The sequence below is a fragment of the Echinimonas agarilytica genome, assembly GCF_023703465.1.
Classification (GTDB): Bacteria; Pseudomonadota; Gammaproteobacteria; order Enterobacterales; family Neiellaceae; genus Echinimonas; species Echinimonas agarilytica.
Genome location: NZ_JAMQGP010000001.1, coordinates 67,234 through 82,235, shown reverse-complemented (window position 1 = coordinate 82,235; position 15,002 = coordinate 67,234). Strand labels below are relative to the sequence as shown.

Here is a 15,002-nt window from a genome sequence, read left to right as displayed (position 1 = left end):
CGGGTATTTTAACCTTCTCTGAGCTTAAGCGAAAGTAAACGATCGGATTTGATCAAAGAAAGGATCTTAATAGATCTTTATTTAGATCTTTAAAAGATCTTAATGTTATTACTATTAAGTAACGCGATCTCTGTGGGTAAGTAATTATTTTAAATATAAAACAGTTACTTATAAGTTTTCTAAACTGTGATCTAGCTTGGATCAAGTTGGTAAGATCCCGTGATCAAAAGCCTTGCTTATCCACAGGTGTTGTTGAGTTGATCTTTATACAGTGGATAAACAAGCTTAAAACAATGGATATTAACTGAGTTATTCACAATCCTGATAAACATGTGTGTTGTACCAGTCTGTGAGCCAGTTTAAAGCAGGCTCTTCTGGTAAAGGATCTTCTTGTACATCAATGAGTAAGGGTTCAGATAGTCGAACTGCACCACACTGTTCAAGCTCTTCATCTAAGGTCTGAGCAGCCTGATTAAAGGTGTCATAGCTTCTGTCACCAATACCAATCACATCATATTTAATGTGTCTGAGATCGGGGCGAGCTTGTAAATATTCCAATAATGGCTCGATATTGTCGGGTAAATCTCCAGCTCCATGAGTGGATGTGCAGACCAGCCAAAATGAATCGGGTTCTGCGAGATCTGAAATCTGCTCGAACTCCATGTGCACCTGAGATTCCAGTCCTTGATTGGTCAGTGCATCATTGAGCATATCGGCAACATATTCGGTGCCGCCGAGCATTGTGCCGCAGAGGATTTGGATTTTTTTCATAGTGTTCTACGCTGATTAATGTTGGCCATAGTTTAACTTGAATTGATATTGATATGCAGAGGTTAAATCACCACATGGGTGGCCGATCTTTCTTTAATCTTGTTTGGGTGTTCGAATCAGGCTAGATGTTTAAGTTCAATCTTCAGTTAGGGAATAACACGTTAAAACCGTCAGTGATAGCTACAACCTAACGGTAAAGTATTGAAGGGAATTGAACTTGGTATTCGACTTTATCTACTCATAGTGCCCACCGCTAAAAACAAATGGTAAGCCCTCAGCCACCAAGAGTTCATCGGAGTTTTTCAAAGTGAGCTGTCAAATGTAGTCATTGTGTTACTGAAATAAAACTAACTAATTATAAATTTGTAAATAATATTGATTATCATTAGTACTAATATCATAATCCTCAGCAACAAGGATTAAAAAAGCATCACAAAAACAGAGGATTTTATGTTTTTTAGCAACCGTACCACACTTGCAGTAGCCATTGCGTCAGCTGTTATGGGGTTAACCGCTTGCGGCGGTGGATCGAGCAGCTCTTCAGACACTAGTCCAACAAATACAGCGCCAACAGATATTACGCTCTCTGCTACGAGTATTACTGAAAATGCCGTTGGCGCAGTCATCGGTACATTGTCGGCAACGGATGCAGACACTGGCGACACCTTTACTTTTAGTGTTGATGATGCTCGTTTTGCGCTTGACGGCAATGGCCTTATGCTCGCTGAAGGCGTGTCATTCGATTTTGAAAAAGAGCAAAGCGTCGACCTTGACATCACCGTGACCGACAGTGCGAACAATACTTTTGCCAAAACAGTCACCATCGATGTTGAAGATGCACTTGATTATTATGATTTTGAAAGCCAAAGCATGTCTGGTGAATCTGCCGTATCTTACTCTGGCCAAATTGCACGTCATATCCTGATTAATGAATTAAATGCTCTCATTGACACCCAGCTCGGTGATACGCAGGAATTTGATAGTAATAGTCAATTTACTTCGAAAGCTGACGTTGATACTGCGTTGAACTCATACTTTGATGTGCCCGATTACGATGTATTGTCTCAGCGTACATTGATGACAATGACAACACCTGCAAGCAGCCAAACAACCCTGGCTGATATCAGCGGTTCTGAAAAGAATTTGGTGGGTAAAATTGCCGGTAACGATGCAACCGGTCAGCACAAAGATTGGAACAATGGTGATTTTGCCGGTTGGGGTGCTATGGGCTCAACAACGCCAGAGCAATTGACTCGAACCTTTTTCGATATGTTGTCTGACAATGCTCAAACGCAATTAGACGGTACTGTTCGCCAAGACCCATTTGGTAATGACATTACTAAGTTGTACATCACTGATGATGGCCGTGATTTAAAGCAATTGATTCAGAAGTTCTTACTTATGTCAGTCGCTTTCTCGCAAGGCGCGGATGACTATTTAGATCATGATACCGACGGCAAAGGCTTGTTGTCTGATCACACAGATACGAGCAGTGCTTATACCAGCCTTGAACATCAATTCGATGAAGGTTTTGGTTACTTTGGTGCTGCACGTAACTACCTCGATTACAGCGATGAAGAAATCGGAAGTAAGGGGGGCCGTGAAGATTGGCAAGGGTATCAAGATGCCAATAGCGATGGTGCGATCGATTTCAATTCTGAATTCAACTTTGGTCAATCGACCAATGCTGCCAAGCGTGATTTAGGAGCTGAAGTAGCAACGGACTTAACAGCTGATGCGATCAATGCTTTCTTGGCTGGTCGTCAGTTGTTAAATGATACAGCAGGTACTGAGCTGACAGAAGCTCAAATGACCGAACTGCTTGAATATCGTGATGCAGCACTAATGGCTTGGGAAAAATCAATTGCTTCCACTGTTGTTCATTACATCAATGACACCAATGCAGATCTTGATGCAATTGGGACGGATGATTTTAGCTACTCAGATTTAGCCAAGCATTGGTCAGAAATGAAAGCTTTTGCATTGGGTTTGCAGTTCAACCGTTTATCTCCATTGAGTGATGCTGATTTCGTACAAATGCACACTTTAATGGCTGATGCTCCAGTACTGATTGGCGATGTCGATGCGTATAAAGCAGATTTATTGACTGCGCGCGATTTGCTAGAAGCTGCGTATGAATTCAATAGCGAAAATGTTGCTAATTGGTAAATATATTTCGCAAACAAACGTTTAGCGCATATGTTAGAGGGTGGCCCTAGGGGGCTATCCTCTTTTTGCGTTTTAAATCACTACTATTTTGGAGACTCTTCGATGGCACATTCGTTACAGCTATCTGCACTAGCATTGGCAACATTAGTGGTTGCGTGTGGTGAGAGTACGAGTAGCCGCCAAGGCGATCAGTTTGGTCAGCCAAGCACGCCTCCGAGCACAAGCTTTGATCAAAACCAAATGTTGGAATCGATGACTGACAATGTCATTTTGCCTACTTTTTCAGAGTTCGCTAACTTGACGCAAACTTTGGATAACAGCATTGGCAGCTATTGTTCTGCATTGAGTGGCTCATACGCAGATGCACTTGCGCAGGCTCAAACCGACTGGCAAGCCACCATGACTGTTTGGCAAATGGCTGAATTGATGCAAATCGGTCCATTATTGGAAAACGACGGATCGTTACGCAATAAAATCTACTCTTGGCCTAACGTCAGTACCTGTGCTGTGGACCAAGATATTGTGCTCGCTGAGCAACCTGGTTACGACGTGGCCGCTCGCACATCGACTCGAAAAGGGTTAGATGCTCTGGAATACTTATTATTTAACAACAACCTTGATCATACCTGTACCGTTTTTGGCACCGAACCAGAAGGTTGGAATAGTCGTACAGAAGATGACAGGCGCATAGCGCGTTGTGAATTTGCGCAACTGTTGTCTGAAGATCTCAATGCCAATGCCAGCGAATTGTTAGCTGCATGGCAAGGGACCAACGGTTATGCGGCAATATTAAAAAATGCAGGGAGCGCGGGAAGCCCGTTTGCAGATGTGCATGAGGCGGTGAATGATGTTTCCGACAGCTTGTTTTATACCGACAAGCAAACCAAAGATGCAAAATTAGCGACACCGGTTGGTTTATTTGCAAATGATTGTGGCTTAAGTCCGTGTGCGCAAAATACAGAATCGCAGTTCGCATTCCATTCATTTGAGAATATTGCTGCCAATTTAGAAGCGTTGCTTCAGTTGTATATGGGTGGCGAAGACGGTGATATTGGCTTTAAAGACTATTTGCTCGATGTAGGCGACAGTGAAACAGCTGAACGTATGCAAGCTGAAATTGAAGAAGCATTGGCGATGACCAAAGCAATGGATCGCAATTTAAAGCAGCTATTGGAAGATGATCCGGAGCAAGTAGAACAACTTCACGCCGAAATTAAAGATGTTACTGACATCATGAAGAATGACTTTATTCAAAGTTTGGCATTGGAGCTTCCAGCCACATCGGCCGGTGATAACGACTAAGGGACAAACAGCACATGAGCGTGAACATATATCACCACACTCCTTTATTTGCAGCGTTAGGACTCGCTTTCGGCACGGTTTCGCCAAGCGTTTACGCGGACGATTCGGATGTAAAAGTAGAGCGGATCAGTATTATTGGAGCTCAGCAAGAGCTCAATAAAACAGCCGGGTCGGTTACACTCATCGATGAGATAGAACTTGAAAAGTTCGAATATGACGACATCGCCCGTGTTTTGGCAACCGTACCAGGTGTGAATATTCGTCAAGAAGACGGGTATGGTTTACGGCCAAACATTGGTTTTCGCGGCGTGACACCCGAGCGCAGCAAGAAAATCAACATCATGGAAGATGGGATACTTATTGGTCCCGCTCCTTACTCTGCCCCAGCCGCTTATTACTTCCCGATGACTAGCCGCATGACGGCGGTGGAAGTCACCAAAGGTCCATCGACGATCAAGTACGGGCCAAACACGGTAGCTGGCGCATTGAACTTGGTCACACGTCAGGTTCCCGATAGCTCTGAAGGTGCTATTGACGTTGCATATGGTTCAGATAACTACGGCAAAGCACATGGCCATTACGGCAACACGGTTGATCAGTACGGCTTCTTAGTCGAAGGGTTACATGTTCAAACGGACGGTTTTAAAGAGTTAGATGGTGGCGATGATACCGGCTTTAAAAAGTCTGATTTTATGGCCAAGTTTAATGTTGATCTCAGTGGCAAAGGTTATCGTCAGCTGATTGAGCTAAAAGCGAGCTATTCAGAAGAAGAATCTGATGAAACTTACTTGGGCTTAACGGATGATGACTTTTCAAAACGGCCTTATCGTCGCTACTCAGCAAGCCAGCTCGACAACATGGACTGGGATCACAGCCAACTTCAGTTGACTCACCACTTTGAAGTGAACAACTTTAACGCTACTACGCGAATTTACCGGAATGACTTTAGTCGTGCTTGGTTTAAGCTCAACGGCTTTACCAGCTCGCAAGGTGGCTCAGTCCCGACTTTACAAGAAATTTTGACCCATCCAACGGATGAATCAAATCAAGCTTACTATCAGGTTTTAACGGGCCAACAAGATAGTACAGCGCAGGAAATTTTGGTGCTGGGTAACAATGACCGTGATTATTACTCCCAAGGTATTCAAGTTGACTTAACTTGGACACCCGAGTTATTTGGCCTCATTCATACCCTCGATGCCGGTGTTCGTTATCATGAAGATGAGATTGAACGAAATCACACAGAAACCAACTTCTTTATGCGCAGCGGCGTGTTAGAGAACACGGGGGAAGATACCCGTGCAACCAGCACTAATACCGAAAAAACAGATGCATTGTCGGCCTATGTGCAAGACTCGATGACGTTTGGTGACTTAACGGTTTCTGCCGGTGTGCGTTGGGAACACATTGAGGGTTCGTATCAAAATCGAGCGCCAGGCCAAGAACAAGATTATCAAGATAAAACCACTACTATTTGGTTGCCAAGTATCAGCGCATTTTATGCCTTATCTGAAAATAGCGGTATATTTGGTGGTGTTCACGAAGGCTTTGTGCCCACCAGCCCAATCCAAGATGCGTCCATTGATATTGAAGAAAGTGTGAACTACGAACTTGGCTGGCGGTACTCCGATCAAGCCTTGCGCACTGAGTTCGTTGGCTTCTTTAGTGATTACAGTAATCTTAAAGAAAGTTGCTCAATTTCAGCTGGCTGCGATACTGATTTGGAATTTAGTGGCGGTGAAGTGGACGTGTATGGCTTAGAAGCCAGCATTCAACACTCATTTGCGTTAAATGCTGATTATGATCTGCCGTGGTCTGTGGTGTATACCTATACAGATTCTGAATTCAAAAGTTCGTTCTATTCAGACTTTGAACAGTGGGGCTTTGTTGAAAAAGGCGATCCTGTCCCTTACCTTGCTGAGCATATGCTTACAGCAAGCGTCGGATTAACGGCTTCAAATTGGCAAGTGGCCCTGCTCGTCAGCTACAGTGATGAAATGCCAGAAACAGCGCAACAGCAACTTACAGGCGATCCTGATGATGCCACATTGGCCGGTGTTTACACCGACGATTACATCAATGTGGACATTGCAGCAAACTACGACATTAACAGCCAAAGCCGTGTGTATGCCAAGGTTGATAATTTGTTCGATGACGCTGATATTACTAGCCGACGCCCTTATGGTGCACGCCCAACAATGACGCGTACCTTGCAAGTGGGCTACAAGTACAAGTTTTAATGAGGAACTAAGTCATTGCTGGACCTGATGACCACAAGTTTGGCAGATTTACCAAGCTATCTCATCGATGCCAACAAACGCATTTACTCACTGTACTTGCTGAGTGCGTTGGGGGTCGCAACCATGGTGTATTGGTTGGGGACTTCAACGCCTTCCACTCAAGGTTTGAGACGCTTTCTGTTTCATCCTAAAATTTGGCTTCATGATTCAGCTAAACTAGATTACCTACTTTTTGTCATCAACCGGTTACTCAAAGCATTGCTTTGGGCACCGCTCGTGTTGACGATGGTGCCTATCGCCATCGGTCTATCTGATTTTTTAGAGTGGGTGTTTGGCTCCATTTTGCCCGTCACCACCCATAAAACAGTAGTGGTTGCATCATTCACCTTGCTACTCTTTGTTCTTGATGATTTAACCCGATTCTTGCTGCATTTAGCCTTACATAAAATTCCATTTTTGTGGGCATTCCATAAAGTACATCATTCGGCCAAAGTTCTGACCCCTATGACGATTTACCGAAGTCATCCGGTTGAGAGTTTTTTTTATGCTTGTCGTATGGCGTTAGCGCAAGGAACCGCAGTGGGCATTGGCTATTATCTATTTGGCCCAACACTCAAAATGTACGACCTATTAGGGGCAAACTTGTTTGTGTTTGTGTTCAATATTATGGGATCGAACTTACGTCATTCTCACGTACGTTGGGCATGGGGAAATACCATAGAGAAATGGTTTATAAGTCCGGCACAGCATCAAATTCATCATAGTGATGCGCGCCAACACTTTGATAAAAACTTGGGGTCAGCGCTCGCTATATGGGATCGCTTGGCCGGTTCTTTGATCCTGTCATCGCAAGCTCCGCGCGTTCGCTTTGGTTTAGGTAAGCACGAAGCTCACCATGAGAGCCTGCTTGAAATCTATCTAGAACCCTTTAAGCAAAGCGCGCTGCAATTAATGTGGTGGCGCACACCGAAGTCTCGAGAATGAATAAAAATCCCTTGTTAATCGGCCGGAACGCCAGCTTGGTTAACACCGTACTGAACATTAAAATTCTGTTAAACTCCAGCCTTCGTAAACAAATACGATAGTGCTCTGTTATATAGTTAGGGAAGCAACTATGAAGATCAAATTACCCCAGCTCTTTGCCTTAATGATGTGTTCTGTGATTGGCAGTAGCGCAATGGCTGATGAAGTGAATGTATATTCATCACGCAAGGAAGCTTTGATTAAACCCTTGCTCGACCAATTCACTCAGCAAACGGGCATTGAAGTGAATTTGATTACTGGTAAAGATGATGCGTTGATTTCTCGCTTGAAAAAAGAAGGCAGTAAGTCTCCGGCAGATGTTCTAATCACAGCTGACGTGGGGCGACTTTATCGTGCCAAAGAGCAGCTGTTGCTGCAATCTCACGGCTCAGAGTTTGTTTCCAATGTTGTGCCAGCAAAGTATCGTGACATTGACGGCCAGTGGTTAGGACTCACGATGCGCGCGCGTCCTATGTTCTACGTCAAAGGTAAGGTAGATCCCGCAGAGCTATCCACATACGAAAATCTTGCCGATGCAAAATGGAAAGGGCAAATTTGTATTCGCTCATCATCGAACATCTACAATCAATCGTTGATTGCATCGATGTTGGCTGCTGAAGGGGCAGATAAGACGGCCCAATTTGCACAAGGTTTAGTGGCAAATATGGCTCGCTCTCCTGTCGGTGGTGATACGGATCAGCTGCGCGCTGCAGCCGCAGGCGTCTGTAATATTGCGGTTGCAAACACCTATTACTTCGGCCGTTTAAGCAATAGCGATAAAGCCGCTGATCAGAGTGTGGTGCAGGCTTTGGGCGTATTCTGGCCGAATCAAGCCGATCGTGGCACGCACGTGAATATCAGTGGTATTGCGATCACGCGTTCAGCTCGCCACAAAACCCAAGCTCAGCAACTTATCGAATTTATGCTCAAGCCTGAATCGCAGTCGTGGTACTCAGAAGTGAACAACGAATATCCTGTGATAGAAAGCGCTAAACCGTCTGACACCTTGCAGTCTTGGGGCCGCTTTAAAGCCGACGCAGTGGCGCTTAGCTCTTTGGGTGAATATAACCAACAAGCCGTTCGCTTAATGGACAAAGCAGGTTGGAAATAACGTGAATCTCGTTGTTCCGAGTTGGCGCATTCAGCCATCATAATGCGTCGTTTTTCGTCTATTTCATGGTCTGCTTTGGGCATAGCCACAGTGTTGGCTTCGCCCATTTTGTGCGTGCTATATCTTGCATTCACCTCACCCAGCGATGTGTGGGTGCATCTGTATGAGACGGTATTGGGGGATTATGTCAGCCACTCGTTAGTGTTGATGGTCGGGGTAACCCTCGGAACTCTTCTTCTTGGCGTGCCTACTGCGTGGTTAACTGCTAACTGCCAATTCCCAATGCATCGCATCTGTAACTGGTTTTTGGTGTTACCCATGGCGATGCCTGCTTACATTGTTGCCTACGCATATAGTGGAATGTTGGGCGACTTTGGCCCGGTACAAACATGGATCCGAAATACCTTTGAGGTGCAATACGGACAATATTGGTTCCCCGATATTCACTCGGTTGGCGGGGCAATTATTGTGTTGTCATTGGTGCTTTATCCCTACGTGTATTTACTCGCACGGTCAGCCTTTTTGGATCAACGTCATCAGTTCAATGCCGTAGCCCAAACGCTTGGTTCATCGGTGTGGCGTAATATTTGGAAGGTTGCATTACCGTTAGCGCGTCCGGCCATTGCTGCGGGTGTATTGCTGGCTCTGATGGAGACCATGTCTGACTACGGCACTGTGCAATATTTTGGGGTTTCGACTTTTACCACTGGCATATTTAGAACCTACTACGGCTTTGGTGATGAGTCTGCAACGGCTCAGTTATCTTTGGTTTTGCTGGTGGTTGTACTGGTACTTTATGCAATGGAGAAGCGCAGCCGAAAAGGCATGTCGTTCCACGCCTTAGAAGATTCGGGCACGACATCGGCGCCACTGAAATTACGTAGCTGGAATGCTGGGCTTGCTTTACTACTTTGCCTTCTGCCGTGCTTTTTGGGCTTTATTTTGCCCTTTACTGTGTTGTTTTTATGGGGCTTAGAAAGTACCGAATGGTTTGATTCTAGCTTCATGGAATTGTCGGTTAATTCCATCATGTTGGCTTCGCTCGCTGCGATGATTACCGTACTTTTGGCGCTGGTTCTTTGTTATGCGGCAAGGTTGCATCGAAGCTGGTGGATCACCTTGTCCATTGGTATTGCTTCGTTAGGCTATGCCTTGCCCGGTACGATTATCGCCATTGGCGTCATTGTGTTGTTAACGGCGCTTGATCACTCGGTAGTCACCTGGATTGCAAGCTTGTTTGGCATCGACAGCGGATTGCTCTTGTCGGGATCGTTGGTTGCGCTTGTATTTGCTTTTGCTGTGCGTTTTATGACGATTGCAGTGGGCTCTATTTCAAGTGGCATGATGACGATTAAGCCCACACTCGATGCATCTGCTCGGCTATTGGGTCGAACGCCTTGGCAAGTGGTGCGACAAATACACGCACCGTTGTTACGGCCAAGTGTGTTAACCGCAGCACTGATTGTGTTTGTGGATGTAATGAAAGAGCTTCCTGCCACCTTAATTTTGCGCCCTTTCAATTTTAATACCTTATCGGTTCGCGCCTATGAAATGGCATCTGATGAGCGTTTGTACGATGCGGGCCCATCCGCGTTACTCATGGTATTGGCCGGGCTAATACCTGTGCTGTTGTTAAACCGCAATATTATAAGAAATAGCCAATGAAGAATGATGCGCCCCACTTGTTAGTTAACTCCCTTCAGTTGCAACTCGATGGTCATCGTGTGTTGCAACAGGTATCGCTAGAATTACGCCAAGGAGAAGTGAACTGTTTGCTTGGCCCTAGCGGGTGTGGCAAATCAACCTTACTCAAAACCATTGCTGGATTGCTACAACCTTGTCAGGGCGAAATCGTGATGGATGGTACACAGTTATCATCTGCGCTTGGTGTGGTGGCTCCTGAACAACGCCAAATCGGTATGGTGTTTCAAGACTTGGCATTGTTTCCGCATATGACGGTGGCTCAAAATATTTGTTTTGGGTTACATCGTCAAACAGCCACGGAACAGGCGCAACGTTTGCGACAACTACTGTCATTAATTGGACTTGAAGATAAAGCCAATGAGTATCCAGCTGCGCTGTCGGGTGGCCAACAGCAACGTGTTGCATTGGCTCGAGCATTGGCGCCTAAGCCTAAACTCTTACTCATGGATGAACCCTTCTCAGGCTTTGATACGCATTTAAAGTCGGTACTTGTGCCTGAATTACGACAAATCTTAAAGCACGAAGGTATTACCACTCTTATCGTCACGCATGATCAGCAAGAAGCTTTTGGTTTAGCCGACCGTATTGCTGTGATGCAACAGGGCACCATTCACCAATATGATGCTGCGCAGGCACTTTATTGCAAACCTGCCACGGAGTTTGTGGCGACATTTATTGGACGCGGCATTTTGATCGCCGGAGAAGTCCAGCAAGGTGTGATTAAAACAGCATTGGGGCAGGTGGCACCATCATCAACGCAGTCATTCGCTGATGGTACATTGGGTCAGTTATTGGTTCGCGAAGAAATGATTCAATATGACCGCAACAGTTCAATCACCTTGCCTGTGTTGAGTCGAGCTTACTGTGGGCACCATCTTCGCTACGAGCTTCAGCTTGAGCAGCAATCCCGCATATTTTGTCATGTGCCAGCGGATTTAGATGTTGATGATATGTTGAACAGCCTACCTGTATCACTTATCTCACAGCAGGCTGTATTTTTTAGTCACGCCTAATAAACACTTCTGATACTGACCTTGCTATTTGCCCGTGAATGAATGGATGCGCGTTGGTAAACCCAATACAAAAGCGTGTGTATTGGGTTTGACCATCACTTGGTTTTACTCTTCAAAATATTCAAAGCTGGCGTGTTCATCAACCACATCATGAGCGGCATAGAGTGGCATTTCTGGTCCCGAACCGGCTTCAACTCGGATATAGAGCGCCATAGATTTGGAATAAAGGCTGAAGCTGCCGTTATTGTTGTCGACCCAGATAAACTTAGCCTCTTCGGTGATTTCTTGCGTTTCGTCATCACCTCGAATCGTATCGGGTAGGGTGTGAATGTAGCCATAGCGTTTCGAGTCGGCTTTCACGTAAAAGTTATTTTCAGCGTTCAATGCAATGTAACCATTGCCGGCATCGACGACTGTAAACGTTTGAGCTCCGGCGGCGTCATTCGCGGTAAGTGGACTCAGGCTTTCAGGCAAGCTGCTGTCGGCTTGAACAAAGGTGTCGTTTGACAATGCCTTGATCGTGATCTGCTTCCCTAGTGGCGCTGTTCCTGCCGGTGGTTGTGCTACTGCGGGTGGCAAGCTAAAGAAAGTAAAGGTATGAACCAATGCATACTCGTTGTAGCTGAACAAGTTTCTGTCATCCAAACTGGCCAGTGCTTGCCCTTCAAAATTGACGTTATCGAAGTGCAAAAATCGAATGTAACCTACGTTGCCTGTATTGGTATCCTCTGTGCCTTTTATTTGGTTCTGAAGGTATGGCAATTCATTAATTTCAAAATCTTTAAAGACTTTATCTGAGAGCAAGCTGGTTTGGTTAGTGTTTGTTTCATCCTGACGATCTTGCCAAATTTGAAGATTAAACAAGATGACTTCCTTGCCCCAAAAGTCAAAATCTTCAAAGTGGCCGCCTATATGTTGTTCTAAGTTTCCTAACTGCAAGCGACTATTAAACACACCGTGGTTTTTACCATAGCCTGTTTCATCCCTGCGGTTGGAACTTAACACTGTGTGATGATAGATTTTACCGCCCGCAGCTTGGGTATTCACGCCCCAGCCAAATTGGAAACTAGGGCCATTGTGCTCATTGAAGGTGGTATTGTGTTCCATTTTGTATGTTTCATGAATGTACGTCACATCATCATCATTGGACATCATGTTACCTAGGTAATAGACGTTTTCTCCGTTACCAGATTGATAAGTTCCTCCACCATAGCCCACGTCTTTGTGATTCTTAATATCGACAGTTGCGGACGTTACTGCGGTGCCCATGCGAGCGCCAATGTTGGTGAAACCATCAAACACAACCTTGTTTTCTGGGTTACCATTGACGTGGAAGTGACTGCTCCACCAAGCATCATCAATCCCCCAAGGGTTATTTGCAATGGCACGCGTTCTGGCCCAAGGGGTTCGTGATTCATCAGATCCCAAGTAGTCGTCTGTGTCTGGGTAAACCACAAACATCTCGTCTGAATAGATGGCGCGTCCCCATATTTTTAAGTCCGCGGTTGGGTCTTTGACTAAGAAACCATAGTGAAGATACGCATCTGCGGGGGCATAGAGCTCGACCATTGTGTCGTTGGCGCCCGATCCAAAATGTTGATATGTGGAATTCGGTAGATGAATTCCTGAACCGATCACCACCAGCTGGCCTTGATCAAATTCTTTAATTTCTCCTGCCGGTGCTGAGGCTGGCGCTAAATGCATAGGGTTGACGAAAAGATACAGTGGAGATTCAATAATAGTGCCGTCACGATTTGGTACTTCTGCATCCCAAGCGTCGCGGTTAAGTGCTACCCGATAATGCCTTGCGTAGTTCGGTGCGCCGGGAAGCTCAACTTCTAACGTTGTGGTGTCGATCTGTTTCATCGACAAAGGTGCGGGGTGAATTTCAACATCAGCAATGTTGATTGGACCAGACAGAGAGGCTGTTTCTAGCAAATTAATCTGAACAGTCACATTGTCGCTACTATCGAAATTGGTCCAATGCTTTTGGTGCAGAGTTCGCCCTGTTTGGCTGGCATGTGGCCCATAGTTGGAGTAGCCGTAGGGTTTGTGACCCCCAGAATGTGCTGGGTCATTTTGTGCTTTGTAATTGCGCAATTGAGGCCGAGTTTCATACGTTGGCGAATCGAGAAATGTATCGTCCGTGCCCGCTTTTTTTACCTGAATAGAAAAGAAGGTAGAAACTTGAGTAGCCTTGCCTTGAGACGGATCAGCCGGAGTTTGATCCTGTAATTCGCTAAAGGTGATGAGTTCACCTGAAGTGACAGAAGTCATCGTATGATCTTTGGGAGAGCGAATCCCCGCGACTTCCGAAAATACTTCTAAGGTGTCGCTTTGGCCAACCACGCGAATAGGGTCACTTGCTACCTCTTGCTCACCGAAAAGTGCAACCACTCGGAGTTCAGCTGTTGGTCCTGAGCGATCATAACTATTGGTATTCCAGCTCGATGTATTCGCAGTGAGAGTGGCCAATTTTACCCAAGCGGTTTGATCTTCAAAACGTTGCTCTACACGAAAGCCTGTTTCTTTATTACTGTTGTCTTGCCAGTGAAGTTCGAGGTATTGGTAGGGAATTTGATTGTAAAAATACAACGCAGAGGGGGCTTGCTCAGGTTCAATAGAATTGGGTTTATTGACCTGAATCGATATGGCGTTTGAGGTCGTTGTTGCGCCGTCATTGTCGGTTGCAATTGCGGTAATGGAGTACGCTCCGAGTACAAGGTTGTTATGGCTAACCGAAAACGGAGAACTCGCGTCGGTACCTAATGATTTGCTGCCGAGAAAGAATTCAACTTGAGTAATGTTACCGTCACTGTCATTTGCCGTTGCAGAGACAGTTAGTGACTCGCCTTCGGTATATTCAGTATTGCCGCTAGGCGCTGTGAGCGATACGGTAGGCGCAACATTTGGCACGGTATTGACCTGAATCGATATGGCGCTTGAGGTCGTTGTTGCGCCGTCATTGTCGGTTGCCACAGCTGTTAGTACGTGTGCTCCGACACTAAGCCCTTCTAAGCTTACTGAGTATGGCGAGTCGAGGTCTGTCGCTTGTAAATTATCGCCAAGGTAAAATGCGACACTGGCGATAGAGCCATCGCTATCACTGGCAGTGGCGACGAAGGATATGTCCTCATCCGAAGTAAATACTTGATTCGCTTCTGGTGAAGTAATGTGAATGTTAGGTGCTTGATTGGTGATGGGCAGCTCAGTATGACCTGAACCTCCACCTCCACCTCCACCACAGGCCGCAGCTAGAATTGATAATCCGAGAACTGAAAAATAACGTGACATCATGAATCTACCTATGTGTTTCGAAAGTGCACGAAATCAAGTTCGAATACCACACGTCCTAAAGAGGGGCTCTGGATACTTTCCACTAAACTTCGTTTAAGCCGAGAGAGTAAAGAGCCCTGTCATTTCGACCAAGCGTTCACATCACACTTTTTCGCCCCGTGTTATTTTCTTTAAAAAACAATCAGTTCATGGTTATGCACTGAATCGTGCAAATATGGAATGATTTGTTGATGTTGTTGTTTTTATTAGGTTTGTAAGCCGAAAGACGCTCATTTTTATGTTTTGGTAAAATAACTCAAGGATGTTTTCCTCAAGTGCCTGTGAGCGCTACCAAAAGCAATATATCAAGCAGAACATGATGGCTAATCATGA

9 protein-coding genes are annotated in these 15,002 nt (G+C 45.4%); 7 read left to right on the top strand and 2 right to left on the bottom strand.

Going from position 1 to position 15,002, the window contains the following annotated elements:
• Window positions 1-309: 309 nt before the first annotated feature.
• Complete coding sequence (mioC, locus tag NAF29_RS00305) at window positions 310-771, bottom strand: FMN-binding protein MioC (protein ID WP_251259429.1); 462 nt, start codon at window positions 769-771, stop codon at window positions 310-312.
• Between the two features lie 450 nt (window positions 772-1,221).
• Here mioC and NAF29_RS00300 point away from each other — a divergent pair, with 450 nt between their 5' ends.
• The 7 genes from NAF29_RS00300 (at window position 1,222) to NAF29_RS00270 (ending at window position 11,333) form a co-directional block, all read left to right on the top strand.
• A complete protein-coding gene (locus NAF29_RS00300) occupies window positions 1,222-2,940 on the top strand; it encodes a DUF4856 domain-containing protein (protein WP_251259428.1) in 1,719 nt (572 codons plus the stop codon).
• Window positions 2,941-3,042: 102 nt separating this feature from the next.
• Window positions 3,043-4,242: an imelysin family protein gene (locus NAF29_RS00295; protein WP_251259427.1), complete on the top strand. Its 1,200-nt coding sequence runs from the start codon at window positions 3,043-3,045 to the stop codon at window positions 4,240-4,242.
• A gap of 14 nt (window positions 4,243-4,256) precedes the next feature.
• Complete coding sequence (locus NAF29_RS00290) at window positions 4,257-6,482, top strand: TonB-dependent receptor family protein (protein WP_251259426.1); 2,226 nt, start codon at window positions 4,257-4,259, stop codon at window positions 6,480-6,482.
• Window positions 6,483-6,497: 15 nt separating this feature from the next.
• A complete protein-coding gene (locus NAF29_RS00285; protein WP_432763219.1) occupies window positions 6,498-7,466 on the top strand; it encodes a sterol desaturase family protein in 969 nt (322 codons plus the stop codon).
• A 130-nt stretch (window positions 7,467-7,596) separates the two neighbouring features.
• Window positions 7,597-8,616 (top strand): Fe(3+) ABC transporter substrate-binding protein, encoded by a 1,020-nt coding sequence (locus NAF29_RS00280; protein WP_251259424.1) that lies wholly within the window; start codon window positions 7,597-7,599, stop codon window positions 8,614-8,616.
• A 42-nt stretch (window positions 8,617-8,658) separates the two neighbouring features.
• Window positions 8,659-10,281, top strand: a complete 1,623-nt coding sequence (locus NAF29_RS00275; RefSeq protein ID WP_251259423.1) for an ABC transporter permease — start codon at window positions 8,659-8,661, stop codon at window positions 10,279-10,281.
• Window positions 10,278-11,333: an ABC transporter ATP-binding protein gene (locus NAF29_RS00270; protein ID WP_251259422.1), complete on the top strand. Its 1,056-nt coding sequence runs from the start codon at window positions 10,278-10,280 to the stop codon at window positions 11,331-11,333. The genes NAF29_RS00275 and NAF29_RS00270 overlap by 4 nt, the downstream gene beginning before the upstream one ends.
• Window positions 11,334-11,438: 105 nt before the next feature.
• On the opposite strand, the gene NAF29_RS00265 is transcribed toward NAF29_RS00270, so the two are convergent.
• On the bottom strand, window positions 11,439-14,630 hold the full coding sequence (locus NAF29_RS00265) for an Ig-like domain-containing protein (protein WP_251259421.1): 3,192 nt from the start codon (window positions 14,628-14,630) through the stop codon (window positions 11,439-11,441).
• Window positions 14,631-15,002: the final 372 nt, after the last annotated feature.